This window comes from Sphingomonas sp. MS122 (genome assembly GCF_049532975.1).
In the GTDB taxonomy this organism is placed as follows: domain Bacteria; phylum Pseudomonadota; class Alphaproteobacteria; order Sphingomonadales; family Sphingomonadaceae; genus Sphingomonas.
In genome coordinates this window covers 1,239,375-1,256,100 of record NZ_CP186695.1, presented here as the reverse complement: position 1 = coordinate 1,256,100, position 16,726 = coordinate 1,239,375, and the positions used below count along the sequence as shown (strand labels likewise).

At 69.1% G+C, this 16,726-nt stretch carries 20 protein-coding genes; 8 read left to right on the top strand and 12 right to left on the bottom strand.

Features of this window, described 5'->3' with window-relative positions:
- From motA to flgB, 12 genes are all read right to left on the bottom strand, one after another.
- The gene (gene motA / locus ACO227_RS05920; RefSeq protein ID WP_423606057.1) at positions 1-864 is read right to left on the bottom strand and encodes a flagellar motor stator protein MotA; all 864 of its coding nucleotides are present in this window, start codon (positions 862-864) and stop codon (positions 1-3) included.
- A gap of 266 nt (positions 865-1,130) precedes the next feature.
- Positions 1,131-2,039, bottom strand: a complete 909-nt coding sequence (gene flgL, locus ACO227_RS05915) for a flagellar hook-associated protein FlgL (RefSeq protein WP_423607277.1) — start codon at positions 2,037-2,039, stop codon at positions 1,131-1,133.
- 5 nt (positions 2,040-2,044) lie between these two features.
- Entirely contained in the window at positions 2,045-3,379 is a 1,335-nt protein-coding gene (gene flgK, locus ACO227_RS05910; RefSeq protein WP_423606055.1) for a flagellar hook-associated protein FlgK, read from the bottom strand.
- Complete coding sequence (locus tag ACO227_RS05905; protein ID WP_423606054.1) at positions 3,376-3,714, bottom strand: rod-binding protein; 339 nt, start codon at positions 3,712-3,714, stop codon at positions 3,376-3,378. Before ACO227_RS05905 ends, flgK begins: the two co-directional genes overlap by 4 nt.
- A complete protein-coding gene (locus ACO227_RS05900) occupies positions 3,711-4,826 on the bottom strand; it encodes a flagellar basal body P-ring protein FlgI (protein WP_423607275.1) in 1,116 nt (371 codons plus the stop codon). The genes ACO227_RS05905 and ACO227_RS05900 overlap by 4 nt, the downstream gene beginning before the upstream one ends.
- A gap of 95 nt (positions 4,827-4,921) precedes the next feature.
- The gene (locus ACO227_RS05895; protein ID WP_423606052.1) at positions 4,922-5,608 is read right to left on the bottom strand and encodes a flagellar basal body L-ring protein FlgH; all 687 of its coding nucleotides are present in this window, start codon (positions 5,606-5,608) and stop codon (positions 4,922-4,924) included.
- 10 nt (positions 5,609-5,618) lie between these two features.
- Positions 5,619-6,407: a flagellar basal-body rod protein FlgG gene (gene flgG / locus ACO227_RS05890; RefSeq protein WP_423606050.1), complete on the bottom strand. Its 789-nt coding sequence runs from the start codon at positions 6,405-6,407 to the stop codon at positions 5,619-5,621.
- A 23-nt stretch (positions 6,408-6,430) separates the two neighbouring features.
- On the bottom strand, positions 6,431-7,174 hold the full coding sequence (gene flgF / locus ACO227_RS05885) for a flagellar basal-body rod protein FlgF (protein WP_423606048.1): 744 nt from the start codon (positions 7,172-7,174) through the stop codon (positions 6,431-6,433).
- Positions 7,175-7,197: 23 nt separating this feature from the next.
- Positions 7,198-8,487, bottom strand: coding sequence for a flagellar hook protein FlgE (flgE, locus tag ACO227_RS05880; protein ID WP_423606047.1), 1,290 nt, complete (start codon positions 8,485-8,487; stop codon positions 7,198-7,200).
- A gap of 27 nt (positions 8,488-8,514) precedes the next feature.
- Positions 8,515-9,201 (bottom strand): flagellar hook assembly protein FlgD, encoded by a 687-nt coding sequence (locus ACO227_RS05875; protein WP_423606046.1) that lies wholly within the window; start codon positions 9,199-9,201, stop codon positions 8,515-8,517.
- Positions 9,201-9,614, bottom strand: coding sequence for a flagellar basal body rod protein FlgC (gene flgC / locus ACO227_RS05870; RefSeq protein ID WP_423606045.1), 414 nt, complete (start codon positions 9,612-9,614; stop codon positions 9,201-9,203). Before flgC ends, ACO227_RS05875 begins: the two co-directional genes overlap by 1 nt.
- A 2-nt stretch (positions 9,615-9,616) precedes the next feature.
- A complete protein-coding gene (flgB, locus tag ACO227_RS05865) occupies positions 9,617-9,970 on the bottom strand; it encodes a flagellar basal body rod protein FlgB (RefSeq protein ID WP_423606043.1) in 354 nt (117 codons plus the stop codon).
- A gap of 270 nt (positions 9,971-10,240) precedes the next feature.
- On the opposite strand from flgB, the gene ACO227_RS05860 reads away from it, so the two are divergent.
- From ACO227_RS05860 to fliA, 8 genes are all read left to right on the top strand, one after another.
- Positions 10,241-10,921, top strand: coding sequence for a motility protein A (locus ACO227_RS05860; RefSeq protein WP_423606042.1), 681 nt, complete (start codon positions 10,241-10,243; stop codon positions 10,919-10,921).
- A complete protein-coding gene (locus ACO227_RS05855) occupies positions 10,918-11,436 on the top strand; it encodes a flagellar motor protein MotB (RefSeq protein WP_423606040.1) in 519 nt (172 codons plus the stop codon). The genes ACO227_RS05860 and ACO227_RS05855 overlap by 4 nt, the downstream gene beginning before the upstream one ends.
- Positions 11,437-11,449: 13 nt before the next feature.
- Positions 11,450-11,971 (top strand): flagella basal body P-ring formation protein FlgA, encoded by a 522-nt coding sequence (locus tag ACO227_RS05850; RefSeq protein WP_423606039.1) that lies wholly within the window; start codon positions 11,450-11,452, stop codon positions 11,969-11,971.
- A gap of 66 nt (positions 11,972-12,037) precedes the next feature.
- The gene (gene flgM, locus ACO227_RS05845) at positions 12,038-12,322 is read left to right on the top strand and encodes a flagellar biosynthesis anti-sigma factor FlgM (protein ID WP_423606037.1); all 285 of its coding nucleotides are present in this window, start codon (positions 12,038-12,040) and stop codon (positions 12,320-12,322) included.
- Complete coding sequence (locus ACO227_RS05840; RefSeq protein ID WP_423606035.1) at positions 12,309-12,629, top strand: flagellar protein FlgN; 321 nt, start codon at positions 12,309-12,311, stop codon at positions 12,627-12,629. The genes flgM and ACO227_RS05840 overlap by 14 nt, the downstream gene beginning before the upstream one ends.
- Before the next feature lie 243 nt (positions 12,630-12,872).
- Positions 12,873-13,748: a lytic transglycosylase domain-containing protein gene (locus ACO227_RS05835; protein WP_423606033.1), complete on the top strand. Its 876-nt coding sequence runs from the start codon at positions 12,873-12,875 to the stop codon at positions 13,746-13,748.
- 90 nt (positions 13,749-13,838) lie between these two features.
- A complete protein-coding gene (gene flhA, locus ACO227_RS05830; protein ID WP_423607273.1) occupies positions 13,839-15,875 on the top strand; it encodes a flagellar biosynthesis protein FlhA in 2,037 nt (678 codons plus the stop codon).
- A complete protein-coding gene (fliA, locus tag ACO227_RS05825) occupies positions 15,872-16,615 on the top strand; it encodes an RNA polymerase sigma factor FliA (RefSeq protein WP_423606032.1) in 744 nt (247 codons plus the stop codon). The genes flhA and fliA overlap by 4 nt, the downstream gene beginning before the upstream one ends.
- Positions 16,616-16,726 lie beyond the last annotated feature (111 nt).

The window sequence follows — 16,726 nt, the reverse complement described above, 5'->3', positions numbered from 1 at the left end:
CTACCTACCGCGCAGGCCGTCGAACACTTCGGCGAAGCCCGGCTGGTTGTGATGCGCGATGCCCGAGCGCGCGGCCTCGATCACCAGCGGCTGCGGATGGCCGTGGAGCGAGGCGATGATGATCTGCTTGACCGTGTGATAGATCGCGGCGTCGGCATCGATGATCTGCTTGAGGCGCCCGGCCAGCGGCCCGACCAGGCCATAAGCGAGCAGCACGCCGAGGAAGGTGCCGACCAGCGCCGAGCCGATCATCGCGCCGAGGATCGCCGGCGGCTTGTCGATCGAGCCCATCGTCTTCACCACGCCGAGCACCGCCGCGACGATGCCGAGCGCGGGCAAGGCGTCGGCGAGGCCCTGCAGCGCATGCTGGGGCTCCTCGACCTCGTGGTGGTGAGTCTTGATCGCATTGTCCATCACCTCCTCGACCGCGTGCACGTCGAGCGTGCCCGACGAGACGACGACGAGGCGCAGCGTGTCGGCGATCAGGTTGACCAGCGTCTTGTCGGCGAGCAGGCGCGGATATTCGGCGAAGACGGCGGAGGACTTGGGGTCCTCGACATGCGGCTCGAGCGCGATCGGGCCGTCGACGCGCAGCATCTTCATCAGCTTGCTGACGAGGAAGATGACGTCGAGATAGTCCTGCTTCTTGTATTTGGGGCCCTTGAGCACCTTCGCGAAGCCGCCGCCGAGCGCTTTGAGCTCGCGGCCGGAGTTGCCGATGATCAGCGCGCCGAGCGCGGCGCCGCCGATGATCAGCATCTCGTGCGGCAGCGCGTGCAGCACGGGCTCGAGCGCGCCGCCGGTGATGGCGAAGCCGCCGAACACCATGGCGATCAGGACGACGAAACCGATTGCTGGAAACATGACTTCGCTCGCTACCCCCCGGCGCTGGCTTGGTTACTCGTAGAAACGGCAGCGCGGCCCGGAACTTGAGCGAAAAAGCGCTAGGATGTGGTTAACAGGACGGTGCCGGGCCGGTTCGCATATCGGTGCCGCGCGCCGGAAGTTGACACGAAGTTTACACTATCTGCCTCGACTTGGGGCCTCCCCGGCGCGATCACGGGCAGGGAACGCGGACAAAGCGGAGCGAACAGGAACAAAATCAGAACAAATCCAACATTGCAAGCGGCTCAGCGCAGATAGTCGAACAGCGACATGCCGGTGAGCTTGGTGAAGCTGGCCTGAGTCGCCTGCAGGATGGTCAGCGTCTTCTGCAGCTCGGCGATCGCGGTCGAGGTGTCGATCTCCTCGATCCCCGAGCGGGTCGCCTCGCGCGCGGTGTCGATGTCGACGAGGCGCTCGGCCTCGAGGTCCATGCGGAAGGCGCGGGCGCCGACCGAGGCGCGGGTGGTGCCGAGCTGGTCGAGCGCGGCGTCGAGATCGGTCATCGCGGTGTCGATCCCGCCGGGCTCGGCGCCGGGCTGGAGCGCGGCGGCGAAGGCGGCGAGGATGGCGAACATGTCGGTCGCGCCATTGGCGCCCGGGATGTTGCCGAAGGCGCGCGCGCCGGTCTCGGTCGCGGCGATGTCGACGCCGTCGCCGACCGGGATCGGCGCCGCCTCGCCCGAGCCGACATAGGCGATCGAGCCGTCGGGCTGGCGGGCATAGGCGGCGTCGCCCGCCGCGCCGCCGAACAGCGGCTGGCCGCGGCTGTCCTTGGTGTTCGCCACGCCGAGCAGGTCGGCGATGATCGCCTCGACGTCCTTGAGGATCGCGGCGCGGCCTTCCGGGGTCACGGTGTCGCTGTTGGCCTGCACCGCAAGCGTCTTGGCGCGCTGGAGCTGGGTCTCGACCGTCTCGAGCGCGCTGTCGGTCGCGGCGAGCAGCGACTGGGCCATCTTGACGTTCTCGCCGTACACGCCGTCATCCGACGCCGCGCGCCGGAGGCCCGAGAGCTGCTGCCAGCCCGAGGCGCTGTCCGACGGCGCGAGGATCCTCTTGCCTGTCGCGATCTGGACCTGCAGCTTGTCGGCCTGCTTCGTCAGGCTCGTCATCAGCAGCGAGGGGCGCTCATAGGTCTGGCTGGTCGTCACGCGCATTGCGGTCACCGGATGTTGAAGAGGGTGTCGAGCGTCTCGCGCGCGACCTGGATGACGCGGCTCGACGCCTGATAGGCCTGCTGGAAGCGGATCAGGTCGACCGCTTCCTCGTCGACGTTGACGCCCGCGAGCGAATCGCGCGCCGCGGCGGCGTTGCTGCGGATCGTCGACTGGACCTCGGCGATCGAGCGGCGGCCGGCGAGCGCGCTGGCATTGTCGGTGGTGAGCTTGGTCAGCCCGGCCTCGAACTTGCCGTCGCTGCGCAGCGCGGCGAGGTTGGCGAGATTGGCATTGCTGCGCTCGCCGCCGCCCGGCGCCGCGGCGGCGATGCCGCGCGGATCGTCGAGCACGAGCGTGAAATCGGATGCGCCGGTCGCGCTGAACATCGCCGCGCCGGCATTGCCGTCGAGGTCCGCGCCGCCGGCCTGGACGGCATTGACGCCCTCGGCGAGATCGACCGCGATGCGATCGAGCGCGTCGCGCGCATCGGCGATCCGCGCCGCGCCCTCGATGACGCCGGCCATCGCGCCGCCGCCGGGGCTCAGCGCGTGGCTGCCGTCGATGCCATAGACCGCGAACGAGACCGCGCCATCGGGTCCGCGGGCATAGGCCGCGACCGCGGCCTGGTCGCCCTGGACCAGCAGCGGCCCGCCCGAGCCGGCCTTGACCGTCGCGCGGCCGGCGGCGTCGAAGCTGACGCCGATATCGGTGAGCGCGCTCATCGATTCGAGCAGCCGGTCGCGTTCGTCGAGCAACGCGGCTTGCGAACTGGTGCCCTGCGCGACGCGGCCGAGCGCGGAATTGACCTTGGCGAGGCTGGCGGTGAGCGTGTTGAGCTGGCCGGCCATCGCGTCGGCCGACTGGTCGAGATCGGCGAGCGCGCCGTCGAGCGCCGCGCCGGTCTGGGCGAAGGCGCTGGCGAGGCCGGCGGCCGCCTGGAGCATGGTCGCGCGCGGCGCGCTGGCCGAGGGATCGGCGGCGAGCGCGGTCGCGGCGTTGAAGAAGGCGGTCAGGCGCTCGTCGAGCTTGTTGCCGGTGAGCGCGCCCTCGATCCGGTCGAGCCACACCGCGCTCGCCTCGCTGCGCGCGAGGTCGGAGCCGGCGGCGCGGACCTCGGCGTTGCGGGTGTCGCTGGCGGCGCGGGTGATGCCCGAGACGGTGACGCCGAGACCGTTGAGCACGCGGTTCGAGCCATCGCTCGGCGCCGCGACCTCGCGCGTGACGGCGACGCGGCGCGAATAGCCCGCGGTGCCGGCATTGGCGATGTTCTCCGACGTCGTGGTCAACGCGGTCTGATAGGTGCGGACGCCGCTGGCGCCGATCGAGAGCATGTCGGTCATTCGGGCTTACCTTCCGGCGGAGTGGCCGGCGCGTCGGCGACCGACCCGGCCTTCGCGAGGAATTCGGTCATCGCCTTGCCGATGCCGATCGGCGTGTGCGCGGCCATGTTCTCGGCGAGCTTTTGGTCCTGCATGTCGCGGAACTGGTCGAGCGCCTGGCTCTCGAACAGCGAGTCCGCGAGCTTGGCCTTGCGCATCGACGACAGCATCATCTTGGTGAAGATCGCCTCGAACTGCTCGCCCGCCTTGTCTAGGTTGGCGCGCGTGCCGAGCCGGGCCGTGTCGGTGGACACGGTGCCGGTGAGTTTCGATACGGGCGCCGGGATCTGGGTCACAGGACGATCAGCTCCGCTTTCAGCGCGCCGGCCTGCTTGAGCGCCTCCAGGATCGCGACGAGGTCGGCCGGCGACGCGCCGATCGCGTTCACCGCCTTGACCACATCGGCAAGCTTCGGGCCGGGCTCCAGCAGGAACATCGGACGCTTCTCCTCCTCGACGCCGACGGCGCTGCGCTGCTCGACCGTGGTTTCCCCCTGGCTGAACGGCGCCGGCTGGCTGACGCGCTGGGATTCATCAATACGAACGGTGAGTTTACCATGCGTTACCGCGGCCGGGCTGACCCGCACGGCCGAGTTGATCACCACCGTGCCGGTGCGCGCATTGACGATGACCTTGGCCGGCGCCTCGGCGGCGTCGACCGGCAGGTTCTCGATCTCGCTCATGATCCGCGCGCGCGCATCGGCGCCGGGCTGCGCCGTCACCGCGACCGACACGCCGTCGATCGCGCGCGCGGTGCCGAAGCCGAAGCGGCCGTTGATCGCGTCCGCGACGCGCTGCGCCGTCGTGAAGTCCGAACGGGCGAGGTTGTAGGTGAGATAGGGCGTGTCGGCGAAGCCGGTGTCGACCGCGCGCTCGACCGTCGCCCCTTCCGGGATACGGCCCGAGGAGGGAATGTTGACGACGATCTTCGAGCCGTCGGCCCCCTCAGCACCTAGCCCGCCGACGGCGAGGTTGCCCTGCGCCATCGCATAGATCTGGCCGTCGGCGCCGAGCAGCGGGGTCATCACCAGCGTACCGCCGCGCAAGGACTTGGCCTTGCCCATCGACGAGACGGTGATGTCGAGCTTCTGCCCCGGCTTGGCGAAGGGCGGCAGCTCGGCGGTGATCATCACCACCGCGGCGTTCTTGAGCGCCGGGTTGACCCCGGGCGGCAGCGCCAGGCCGAAGCGCGCGGTGACGCCCTTCATCGACTGGACGGTATATTCGAGATTGTCGTCGCCCGTGCCGGGGAGCCCGACGACGATGCCGTAGCCGGTCAGCTGGTTCGAGCGGATGCCCTGGAAGGCGCCGAGGTCCTTGATCCGCTCGGCGTTCGCCGGCGTGACCGCGAGAAAGATCGCGGCCACGAGAAAAGTCGCACCGGCCCGCACTCCCACCCGGCCACCCATAGGGTAGCCTGGCTGGGTGGCCGGGTGCGGGCCGGTGCGGCGGCCCAGCGCAGCGCTGAGCAGGGCGATGAGGAAACGGGTCATGTCGGGATTCCTCAGAACGGGCTGATGACCTGGAAGAAGCGGCTGAGCCACCCCTGCCGGCTGGCGCGGGCGACATCGCCCTTGCCGGTGTAGGAAATGCGGGCGTCGGCGACGCGGGTCGAGGCGATGCGGTTGCTCGCGTCGATGTCGCTCGGGCGGACGATCCCCCTGATCTGGATGAACTCGTCGCCGCGGTTGAGCGTCACGCGCTTCTGCCCCTGCACGAGCATGGTGCCGTTGGGATAGACTTCGGCGACGGTCACGCTGATCTCGCCCGACAGCGCATTGGCCTGGTCGGCGCTGCCCGCGCCCTTGAAGTTGCGCTTGCCGCTGATGCTGGCGTCGCTCTCCTTGAACAGCGACAGCGCGCCGGTGCTCGGCGGGGTGATCGAGAAGCCGCCGCCGCTGTCGAGCTGCGAGCCGGCCGACTTGGACGCGCTGGTGCGCTCGGTCAGCACGATCGTCAGCGGATCGCCGACGCGGCGCGCGCGCGTGCCCTCGTGGAGCGCGGCATAGCCCTGGCTCGCCTGGAAGATCGAGCCGTTGGCGGGCGTTGCGGGCGCGACGGGAGCAGGAAGGGTGACGCTGAAGTCCTCCTTCGGCTTCTTGCCGCCGAACAGCTGCGCCTTGGCCGGCTGGGCGAGCGCGATCGCCGCGACGATCGCGGCACCGGTGACGAGACCTGCGGCGAACTTCATCACATGCCCCTCAGATGTTCTGGTTGACATATTTGAGCATCTCGTCGGACGCCGAGATCATCTTCGAATTGACCTCGTAGGCGCGCTGGGTCTCGATCATGTCGACCAGCTCCTCGACGACGTTGACGTTCGAGCCCTCGAGCATGCCCTGGCGGATGTTGCCGCGGCCGTCCTGCCCGGCGATGCCGAGATTGACCGCGCCGCTGGCGGCGGTCTCGACCAGGAAATTGTCGCCGATCGCCTGAAGCCCCGAGGCATTGGGGAAGGCTGCGATCTGGATCTGGCCGATCTGGCTCGCCTCGGTCTGGCCCGGGACGGTCGCGCTGACCGTGCCGTCGGTGCCGACGGTGATCGAGGTCGCGCCCTCGGGAATCGTGATGCCCGGCATCACCTGATAGCCCTCGCTGGTGACCAGAAGGCCCTCGGGCGAGCGGGTGAAGTTGCCTGCCCGCGTGTAGCCCAGCTGGCCGCCGGGCAGCTGGACCTGGAAGAAGCCGTTGCCGTCGAGCGCCATGTCGAGCGCGTTGCCGGTGGTCTGGAACGAGCCTTGGGTGTCGATCCGCGCGGTGCCCTGGATGCGCACGCCGGTGCCGAGGTTGAGCCCCGTGGCGTGTTGCGTCTCCGAGGTGCTCGCCGAGCCGGGCGCGGTGACGACCTGATAGGCCAGCGCCTCGAACGAGGCGCGGTCGCGCTTGAAGCCCGTGGTGTTGACGTTGGCGAGGTTGTTCGAGATCACCCGCATGCGCATGTCCTGGGCGTCGAGCCCGGTGCGCGCGATGTGCATTGCTGCGGAACCCATGGTCCTGGTCCTTCCCTAGATGCTCAGCTCACGCGCATCAAAGACGCGGAGCTTTCGTCCATGTTCTTCGCTTCGCGGAGCAGGTTGGCCTGCACCTCGTAGCTGCGCTGGTTCTCGATCATGTCGACCAGCGCCTGCGTGAGATTGACGTTCGACTGCTCGAGCGCGCCGGTCTGGACCCGCGCGTCGAGATCGGCCGGCAGCGCCCCGCCGCCGCGGACATGGAGCAGATTGTCCAGTCCCTTGACGGTCTTGCTGCCCTGGTCGCTGACCAGCTTGAGCTGATCGAGCACCTGCGGCGGCTGGCTCGGATCGGCGCCCGGGGGCACGATCGAGAGGGTGCCGTCGTCGGCGATCATGATCTTGTCGTGCGGCGGCACGGTGATGGGGCCCCCCGACCCCATCACCGGGAAACCGTCGCCGGTTTCCAAGACGCCACTCGGCGCGATGCGGAGATCTCCGCGCCGCGTGTAAGCTTCGCTGCCGTCGGCCGCCTGGACCGCGAGCCAGTTGTCGCCGGTGATGGCGACGTCGAGCCCGCGGCCGGTCGAGACGATCGCCCCGGCGCGGCGGTCCATGTCGACCACGGTCTCGGCGCTGGGCTGGCGGCTGTCGTGGCCGTCGCCCTTGACCATCAGCCGCTCGAAATTGACCCGGTCGGCGCGGAAGCCGATCGTGGAGGCGTTCGCGATGTTGTTCGCGATCGTCGCCTGCGCATCCATCTGGCCCTTGAGCCCCGACAGTGCGGTATAGACGAGCCTGTCCATCGCTTGGCCTCCAAGTCCCTGTTTTAGCTACGGATGTTGAAGATGGTCTGCGAGATCTGGCTCGCGGTATCGAGCGCCTTGGCGTTCGCCTGGAAGTTGCGCTGCGCTGCGATCAGGCCGACCAGCTCCTCGGTGATGTCGACGTTCGAGCGCTCGATCGCGCCGGACATGAGACCGCCGAAGCCGTTGCTGCCCGGCTCGCCGAGGCGCGGCTCGCCCGACAGGCCGGTGGCGGCCCAGGTCGAGTTGCCGAGCTGGCGCAGGCCCGACGGATTGGAGAAGTTGGCGAGCGCGATCTTGCCGAGCGCGAGGCTGTCGCCGTTCGAGAAGCTGGCGCGGACCGTGCCGTCCTCGCCCACCGTGACGCCGTCGAGCTGGCCGACCGCCTTGCCGTCCTGCGAGCGGTTGTTGACGCTGAACGGCTGGCCGAGCTGAGTCGTCGCGCTGCCGAAGTCGAGCGCGATCTGCTGCTCGGTCGTGCTGGTGCCGACGGTGAACGGCGCGAACTGGGTCGGCGCGCTCGGCGAGCTCAGCGCGCCGTTGCTGTCGAAGGTCAGCGTGACCGGCTGCGGATCGGCCGGATCGGTGCCGAGCTGCTTGTCGCCGACAAAGGTGTAGACCGACCAGGTGCTCGGCGCGTCGGTGCTCTCGCGCACGAAATAGCTGGTCATCGTCAGCGGGTTGCCGCTGGCGTCGTAGATCGTGGTCTGAGTCGAGTTGTTGTAGGTGCCCGGATCGAAGCGGTCGAAGGCATAGGGCGTCTCCGGCGTGAAGCGCGAGGCTTCCGACGGGACCGACGAATAGGCCGAGAGGTTGAGCGAGAGCGCGACGTTCTTGGTCGCCTCGGGCACGCCGCTGGTCTGCGGCAGGCGCAGGTTGACGGTCGAGCCCATGCCGGTCGCGATCACCGCGCCCGAGCCGTCGACCGGATAGACCTGCAGGTACGAACCCTGCGAATCCGTGACGTAGCGATCGCTGTCGACCAGGAAGCTGCCGTTGCGCGTGAAGTTGACGCCGGCGGCGTCGAGGCTCGGCTTGACCGCGAAGAAGCCGTCGCCCGAGATCGCGATGTCGAGGCTCGACGAGGACTGCTGCGTGCCGCCCTGGCCGAACTGCTGGCGGATCGCCTTCACCGTGGTGCCCGAGCCGACCATCTGGTTCGGGTTGAGCGACACCGACGAGGCGATGACGTCGGCGAACTCGGTGCGGCTCTTCTTGAAGCCGTTGGTCGAGACGTTCGACAGGTTGTGCGAGATGGTCGACATGTCGGTCTGCGCCGCCTGGAGACCGGAGAGCGAGGTGTAGAAGGACATTGTGCGTGCTCCTTGGAAGCTGGGTTCTCAGCCGATCTTGCGGACGGCGGTGGTGGAGACCTGACCGATGCCGGGCAGGGTGAGGACGGGATTGCCGTCGCTGCCCATCGCCACGGCGGTGACGGGGGCCCAGACGAGCGGCTTGGCGGTGACCGCGCCGCCATCGGCGTTCTGCGCGGCGACGCGGATCTTGAACGGGCCGTCGCCGGCGTCCTCGCCGGTGTCGGTCGAGCCGTCCCATTCGAACTCGATCTGGCCCTTGGCCGCGGAACCGAGCGAGACGTTCTTGAGGATCTCGCCGTTCGGTCCTTCGATCACGACGTTGACCTCCGCCGCGTCGGCGCCGAGCTCGATCACCCCGCCGAGCGTGCCGTCGGTGCGCGGATAGGCGGTGTTGCCCTCGGTCAGCACGGTGCGGCCGACCCACGAGACGAGGTCCGTGGTGGTCGTGCCGCCGAGCTTGGCGGCGATCGCCTGCAGCGTCGTGTTCATCTCGCTGATGCCGGCGAGCGACGAGAATTGCGCCATCTGCGCGACCATCTGCGTGTTGTCGACCGGATCGAACGGATCCTGGTTCTTCATCTGCGCGGTCATCAGCGTCAGGAAGTCGGACTGGTCCATCGCTTCCGAGCCGAGCTTGTTGGTGTTGTTCGTGCCGGTTCCGGTGCGGTTGATGCCCAGATTGGCCAGCGTGGTGTCAAAGCTCGTCGTCATCAGCCGCGTCCCAGGTTGAGCGTCTGGGTGATCAGCGTCTTGGCCGTCTGCATCACCTCGACATTGTTCTGATAGGTGCGCGCGGTCTCCATCATGTCGACCAGCTCGCGGGTCTCGTCGACCGCGCTCTCCCAGATGTTGCCGTCCTTGTCGGCCATCGGGTTGCCCGGGTCGTAGCGCTTGGTCGGCGCTTCGCCCGCGGTGACGACGCGCTCGACATCGACGGTGGCGAGATTGTTCGCGGCGTCGAAGGCGGTGCGGAACACCGGCTTCTGCGTGCGATAGGCCTCGGCCGCCGACGACGCGACCTGGCCGACATTGGCGAGGTTCGAGGCGGTGGTGTTCATCCGCACGAGCTGCGCCGACATGGCGCGGCCCGCGACCTGGAAGATGCTGAGCGGCTGATCCGGCACGGTTATTCTCCCTTCAGCGCGCGGGTGATGGTGGAGATGCGCCCGTTCAGAAACGCGAGCGTCGTCTGGTAGGCGACGGCGTTCTCGGCGAAGGCGGTCTGCTCGGTGGCGAGCTCGACGGTGTTGCCGTCGAGGCTCGGCTGAAGGGGCACGCGGAACTTGGTCGCGGCATCGATCGGATCGGCGCCGGCAATGCCGGGCGTCTCGATCGCGTTCAGCGCTTCCTTGAAATCGATGTCCTTGGCCTTGTAGCCGGGCGTCGAGGCATTCGCGATGTTCGACGCGAGCACGCCCATGCGCTGCGAGCGCACCGCGAGCGCCGCACCGTGCACCCCGAAAAGACTGTTCTGACCCATGCTATGCGTCCTCCGCACATTTGTTCGCGGCCTTCCTAGCAATCGGCGTGCCAGTTTCCGGGTTCGCGGCTGAAATCGCCGGATTTGCCGGAAAATGCGGAGAGGGCGGCAAGATGTTGCCGGGGGCGGCAATGGATTTTGCCGGTTTTGCCGGTGAGGTTCGGCGGCGGGTTTTGCCGGCCCCTCTGTCACCCCGGCACGAGACCGGGGTGACGACGAAGGTTGGAGTTCAGCAACCGCACTTGGCCCGGTGCTTGCAAAGAATCACGCATGAATATCGCCGCGCTTTCCGAACCCGCCTTCAACCTCGTCCCGGGCACCTTCCTCGATCCGGTCGCGATCGGGATCGTGCTGGGCGGCACCGCGCTCACCGTGGTGCTGCGCAACCGGCTGGCCGATGTCGGGCGCGCGCTGGCGGCGCTGGTGACGCTGTGGCGGCGTCCGTTCAGTGCGGACACGCAGATCGCGCAGATCGCCTCGCTCGAGCGCATCGCCCGGCGGCACGGGCTGTTCTCGCTCGATCGCTCGGTGATCGCCGATCCCGACATGGCGGCGGCGGTCGAGGCCGCGGTCGACGGCGCCGAGCCCGAGCAAGTGACGCGGCTGGTCAACGATCGCGTGGCGGCGCGCGCCGAGCGGCATCGCGCCGCGATCGAGGTCTGGACCGGTGCCGCGGAGGCTGCGCCCGCGATGGGGCTGATCGGCACGATCCTGGGCCTGGTCCAGATGTTCGCGTCGATGCAGGATCCGGCGACGATCGGCGCGGCGATGGCCGTCGCCTTGCTCGCCACGCTCTATGGCGCGCTCGTCGCCAATCTGGTGGCGATGCCGGTGGCGTCGCGGCTCAAGCGGCTGGCGCGCGCCGAAGCGAGCGAACGGCTGCGGCTCGCCGCGCCGCTCGCCCAGCTCGCCACGCTCGAGCGCGCGCGCAAGCGGGAGCTCGCGGCATGACGCCAGACGTTTACGCCGACATGTGGGACGAGATCGCGCCCGCGCGCTCGGTATGGCTGATCACCCTCGCCGATCTCGCGCTGCTGCTGGTCGGCTTCTTCGTGCTGCTCCAGGCCAATCGCGAGCTCGACCGCGAGAGCCTGCTCGCCGGCCTGCGCGCCGGGTTCGGCATCGAGGAGACCGCGCCCGCGCCGATGGCGGTCGCCAGCACCCGCGTGGAGGGGTTCGCCGAAGGCTCGGCAGTCGCCGACATGTCCGGCGCCATCCTCTGGGCGCGCGGCGCCGCGCGCGATCCGCGCACGCGAATCACCGTCACCGGCTCGGCCGAGGGCGGGCGCGACCTCGACCCGGCCACCGGCAGCGCGGCGATCCTCGCCGCCGACCGCGCGCGCGCGGTCGCAGCGGCGCTGGTCCGCAGCGGCGCTGCCGATCCGGCGCGCATCTCGATCGTCACCGATCCCGGCAAGCGCCGGGCCGTCACCCTTTCCGTCGGCTTTGCCGGCGGCGCGAACTGAAATGGAGGCATCCATGAACGCCATTCTTCTTTCTACCCTGCTCGCCGGCGCGACGCCCGCGGGCTTCCAGTCGACCGAAGTCCTCGACCGGCTGGTCGAGCAGTTCGCCGGCGCGCCGATCGGCGACATCGGCGGTGCGCGCGCGCCGGTCGACAAGCGCCTCAAGCTCGCCGCGTGCGACGCGCCCGAGCTGAGCTGGCGCTCGGCGGCGGAGGATGCGGTGGTGATCCGCTGCGCGGGGCCGCAGCAATGGCGCGTGTTCGTGCCGGTCAACGCGCTGCCCAAGGCGGCGCCGACCGCGGTCGCGGCGGTGCGTCCTGCAGTCCCGGTCAAGCCCGAGGCGGTGATCAAGCGCGGCGACCCGGTGCTGGTCGAGGCCGGCGCGGCCGGCTTCTCGATCACGCGCGAGGGGCTGGCGATGGCCGATGCCGCCGCGGGCGGCCGCGTGCTGGTCAAGGTCGACGACAAGCGCCCGCCGGTCGCCGCGATCGCGGTCGAGCCGGGCCGGGCGCGGCTGCCCGGATTCGGCGAATGATTTTTTGCTAAAGCGCGCGGCCGCGCGGTCGTTCTTGGGTATGTCCGCAGAGCAAAGGTTGCGAACATGGTGGAACCAACTGGCTTCAAGCCCGCGATTGCCGACCGGCGTTTGACGCCGGTGACCCCGGCCGCGCCCGTCAGGGCGGCGGAGGGGCCGACGCAGGTCGCGCAGACCAGCACCGCCGCAGCCCTGACCCAGACCGCCGCGGCGAGCGCCCCGGTCGACGCCGAGCGCGTCGCGCGGATCAAGAAGGCGATCGCCGACGGCAAGTTCCCGCTGGTCCCCTCGACCGTCGCGGACCGGCTGCTCGCGCTCAAGCTGCAATGGAACCCGCATGACAAGGCGTGACGCCCTGGTCCGCGTGATCGACGCGCTGCACGCCGAGATCGCCGCACTGAAGGCGAACGACGTCGCCGCGCTCGAGCGCGCGACGCGCGAGAAACTGATCGGGATCGACGCGGTGGGGGCCGCGAACGACGACGAGCCGGCGCTCTCGCCCGAGCTCAAGGCGCTGGCCGAGGAGGCGCACCGCCTCAACGAGACCTGCCGCATCTATGTCAACCTGATGGCCGCCAATGTGCGGCGGCGGCTGCAGACGCTGACCGGCAACAATTTGCCGTCCTACCGGCCCGGGATTGCCGGAACGTTTGCCTGATCATCCACGCGCGGATTTGATTTGGTTCGCGCGGAGGCGCGAAGGGTTCAACCCTCGCGGCACCGTTGTCCGCGCCGCAAGCCGCAGGAAATCCCTCACAGTCGAATGAGAAAGGCCGCTGATGCGGCCAAGCGGAACATCTTCGCGCCTCCGCGCCTCCGCGTGAATCAACTCTCCTTCCTTCTGAACTGGCACGCCTCTTGCTGAACGCCTCCTACCCAGGGGGAAGAAGAGCAAGAGCCGATGACTATACCTTCGATCGGAGCCAAGGCGAACGTCACCACGGCGATCGCGGCGGCTAGCCAGAAGACCGGTATCGACTTCAACTATCTGCTCGGCCAGGCGCAGGTCGAGAGCGGCATGCGCGCCAATGCCCGCGCGCGCACCTCGAGCGCGACCGGCCTCTACCAGTTCATCGAGCAGAGCTGGCTCGGCGTGGTCAAGGAGCATGGCGACAAGCACGGCCTGGGCTGGGCGTCGGACAGCATCCGCCGCACCGCTTCGGGCCGCTTCGTGGTGAGCGACCCCGCCGCGCGCCAGGCGATCCTGTCGCTGCGCAACGACCCGGAGACGGCGTCGCTGATGGCCGCCGAGCATGCCAGCGACAACAAGGACAGCCTGGAGAGCTCGCTCGGCCGCGAGGCGACCGGCACCGACCTCTATATGGCGCATTTCCTCGGCATCGGCGGGGCGCGGAAGTTCCTGCGCGCAATGGACGCCGATCCCGGCCAGTCGGGCGCGAACCTGTTCCCCGCCGCGGCGCGCGCCAACCGCAACGTCTTCTACACGCCCAACGGCACGCCGCGCTCGCTCGGCCAGATCTACGAGCGCTTCGCCGGCAAGCTCGACCAGGGCGCGGCCTCGGCCGGCGCCACCGGGCTCGCCTCGGGCCAGCTCGACGCCAGGTTCCAGCAATTGGTCCAGTCGCTCGGCGCAAATGCCGAGGTGGTGCTGGGCAACGAGGCCGAGGGCCAGGACCGCAACTGGCTCGCGACGATCGACCGGCTCGAGAGCGCCGGGCGGCTCAAGAACACCGCGCTGCCGCCGGTCAATCCGCTGCGGCCGACGCCGGAGACCGCCAAGCTCGCCTACCTCATGCTCGCGCGCCTGGGAGCGTAAAGCCAAGTGAACGTGACCGCACTCAAGGGGGGCATCGCCCCCGCCCTCAAGAGCTTCGCGCTGCCGATCGCCATCCTCGTGCTCGTCGCGATGATGGTCGTGCCGGTGCCGACCTTCCTGCTCGACGCCTTCTTCATCATGAACATCGTGATCAGCCTCGCGGTGCTGATGGTGGCATTGAACGCGCAGAAGCCGCTCGACTTCTCCGCCTTCCCGACCGTGCTGCTGTTCGCGACGCTGTTCCGGCTCGGCCTCAACGTCGCCTCGACCCGCGTGGTGCTGGGGCACGGGCATGAGGGCGAGGCTGCGGCCGGTCATGTGATCGAGGCGTTCGGCCACTTCATGATCGGCGGCGACTATGTCGTCGGGCTGTTCGTGTTCGCGATCCTGATCATCATCAACCTGATCGTGGTGACCAAGGGTGCGGGCCGCGTGTCCGAAGTCTCGGCGCGCTTCACCCTCGACGCGCTGCCCGGCAAGCAGATGGCGATCGACGCCGATCTCAACGCCGGCCTGATTACCCCCGACGAAGCCAAGGCGCGCCGCGTGGAGGTGGCGACCGAAGCCGATTTCTACGGCGCGATGGACGGTTCGTCCAAGTTCGTGAAGGGCGATGCGATCGCCGGCCTGCTGATCCTCGCGATCAACGTGATCGGCGGCCTGATTCTCGGCCCGGTCAGCCATGGCCTGACCATCGGCGAGGCGGCGCAGACCTATGTGCTGCTCGCGATCGGCGACGCGCTCGTCGCGCAGCTGCCCGCGCTGCTGCTGTCGATCGCCGCCGCCGCGATCGTCACCCGCGTCAGCGCCGACAAGGACCAGGACCTCACCGGCCAGATCGGCAGCCAGTTCGGCAGCCACAAGACCTGGACCCCGGTCGCGGTGATCGTCGGTCTGCTCGGGCTGCTGCCGGGCATGCCCGCCTTCATCATCCTGCCCGCCGCGGCGGGTTCGGGCTTCATGGCGTGGCGCATGTACCAGGCGAGCAAGCGCCCGCCCGCGCCCGTCGAGACGATCGATGCCGAGCCCGCCGACCCCGCGCGGATCGGCTGGGACGAGGTCACCGACAACATGCAGGTGATGATCGACATCGGCTATGGCCTGGTGCCGCTGATCGACGAGCGCCGGGGCGGATCGCTGATGGGGCGCATCACCGGCGTGCGCCGCCAGCTGTCCAAGGAGCTCGGCTTCGTGGTGCCGCAGGTGCGCGTGCGCGACGACATCAACCTCAATCCCTTCACCTATCGCATCGTCGTGGGCGGCGTGGTGATCGGCGAGGACAGCGTCTCGCCCGACGAGGTGCTGGCGCTCGACACCGGCCAGGCGGTCGGCACGCTCAATGGCAAGCCGGCCAAGGACCCGACCTTCGGGCTCGACGCGATGTGGATCTCGCCCGCCGACGCCGATGCGGCGACCGGCCAGGGCTGGCTGGTGGTCGATCCCGGCACGGTGATGGCGACTCATCTCAATCAGGCGCTGATCACCAACGCCGCCGACCTGCTCGGCCCGGACGAGGTGCAGGCGCTGCTCGACGGGCTGCGCGAGCGCGCCGCCCAGCTGGTGTCGGCGCTGTCGCCCAACCCGCTGCCGATCACCACGCTGACGCAAGTGCTGCGCGGGCTGCTCGCTGAGAACATCCCGCTCAAGGAATTCCGCCGCATCGCCGCCGCGATCGCGATGGCCGCGCAGAAGACGCACGACGCCGACGAGATCATCGAGGCGATCCGGCCCGAGCTCGGCCCGCTGATCATCCAGCGGCTGTGCGGGGTGCGCGAGCCACTGCGCGTGATGACGCTGGAAGGCCAGCTCGAGGCGCTGCTCGGCCAGGCGATCCGCTCGGACCCGGCCAAGCGCCACACCATCGAACCCGATCTCGGCCGCCGCATCGTCGACGCGCTCCAGCGCGCCGCCCAGCCCCTGGTCGCCGAGGCCAAGCCCTTCGCCCTGGTCGTCCAGCCCTCGATCCGCATCGCGATCCGCAAGCTGGTCCGCACCTGTCTGCCGGATACCCCTGTCATGAGCTTCTTCGAAGTGCCTGAGGACAAGTCGGTCGAAGTCGTCGCCGTCATTGGCGCGCCGGAGGCCCCGCCGGCGCTCGCCGGCAACCCGCAGATGGTGCCCGCATGAGCTATCAGCCCGCACGCAACGAGTTCGCGCTGACTTATGGCCGCACCGGCGAGACGAGGCGCGACATGGACAGCCTCGTGCGCAAGCACATGCCGCTCGTCCGCCGGCTCGCCTGGCACGTCCATGGCTCGATGAGCACGCTGATCGACGTCGAGGATCTGGTGCAGATCGGCCTCGTTGCCTTGGTCGAGGCGGCGGCGAGCTTCGAGGATCGCGGCCTCGTCAGCTTCGACCAGTATCTCCAGACGCGCGTGCGCGGGGCGATGATCGACGAGCTGCGCCGCCAGGCGACGATCACGCGCGGCGCGATGAAGCGGCGGCGCATCTACAACGATGCCGTGGCGGCGCTGACCGACGAGCACGGCAAGCGGCCCGACGAGGCGGCGGTCGCCTCGAAACTCGGCGTGACGATCGACAAGCTGCGCAGCGACTATGCCAGCGCCGAGGCGGTGCGCTTCGATTCGATCGACGAGGTCTATTCGGACGAGGGCCCCTGGTTCATGTCCGACGAGCCGTCGGCGTTCGACCAGCTCGCCGATGCCGACCAGCGCGAGGCGCTGATCGCGGCGATTTCGGAGCTGCCCGAGAAGGAGCAGCTGGTGATCCAGCTCTATTATGTCGAGGAACTCAATCTCGAGGAGATCGGGCAGGTGCTCGGCGTCGGCGCCGCGCGCGTCTGCCAGGTCAAGAAGAGCGCGCACGACCGGCTCAAGAAAGGGCTGATGCGGCGATTGGGATAGGGGGCCGGTGCCGGGGGGCGCCGGATCCAATGGGGGCAGGGGCGGAAGCGAGCCGGGGGGCCGCTTCCGCCCCTAGTTTTTGCGACACATTCGCAGCGGCGCATGCTAGGC

Coding starts and splice junctions, on each gene's coding strand:
- motA (WP_423606057.1), bottom strand. CDS start 864: ATGTTTCCAGCAATCGGTTTCGTCGTCCTGATCGCCATGGTGTTCGGC.
- flgL (WP_423607277.1), bottom strand. CDS start 2,039: ATGCGCGTGACGACCAGCCAGACCTATGAGCGCCCCTCGCTGCTGATG.
- flgK (WP_423606055.1), bottom strand. CDS start 3,379: ATGACCGACATGCTCTCGATCGGCGCCAGCGGCGTCCGCACCTATCAG.
- ACO227_RS05900 (WP_423607275.1), bottom strand. CDS start 4,826: ATGGGTGGCCGGGTGGGAGTGCGGGCCGGTGCGACTTTTCTCGTGGCC.
- ACO227_RS05895 (WP_423606052.1), bottom strand. CDS start 5,608: ATGAAGTTCGCCGCAGGTCTCGTCACCGGTGCCGCGATCGTCGCGGCG.
- flgG (WP_423606050.1), bottom strand. CDS start 6,407: ATGGGTTCCGCAGCAATGCACATCGCGCGCACCGGGCTCGACGCCCAG.
- flgF (WP_423606048.1), bottom strand. CDS start 7,174: ATGGACAGGCTCGTCTATACCGCACTGTCGGGGCTCAAGGGCCAGATG.
- flgE (WP_423606047.1), bottom strand. CDS start 8,487: ATGTCCTTCTACACCTCGCTCTCCGGTCTCCAGGCGGCGCAGACCGAC.
- ACO227_RS05875 (WP_423606046.1), bottom strand. CDS start 9,201: ATGACGACGAGCTTTGACACCACGCTGGCCAATCTGGGCATCAACCGC.
- flgB (WP_423606043.1), bottom strand. CDS start 9,970: ATGGGTCAGAACAGTCTTTTCGGGGTGCACGGTGCGGCGCTCGCGGTG.
- ACO227_RS05860 (WP_423606042.1), top strand. CDS start 10,241: ATGAATATCGCCGCGCTTTCCGAACCCGCCTTCAACCTCGTCCCGGGC.
- ACO227_RS05855 (WP_423606040.1), top strand. CDS start 10,918: ATGACGCCAGACGTTTACGCCGACATGTGGGACGAGATCGCGCCCGCG.
- ACO227_RS05850 (WP_423606039.1), top strand. CDS start 11,450: ATGAACGCCATTCTTCTTTCTACCCTGCTCGCCGGCGCGACGCCCGCG.
- flgM (WP_423606037.1), top strand. CDS start 12,038: ATGGTGGAACCAACTGGCTTCAAGCCCGCGATTGCCGACCGGCGTTTG.
- ACO227_RS05840 (WP_423606035.1), top strand. CDS start 12,309: ATGACAAGGCGTGACGCCCTGGTCCGCGTGATCGACGCGCTGCACGCC.
- ACO227_RS05835 (WP_423606033.1), top strand. CDS start 12,873: ATGACTATACCTTCGATCGGAGCCAAGGCGAACGTCACCACGGCGATC.
- flhA (WP_423607273.1), top strand. CDS start 13,839: ATGATGGTCGTGCCGGTGCCGACCTTCCTGCTCGACGCCTTCTTCATC.
- fliA (WP_423606032.1), top strand. CDS start 15,872: ATGAGCTATCAGCCCGCACGCAACGAGTTCGCGCTGACTTATGGCCGC.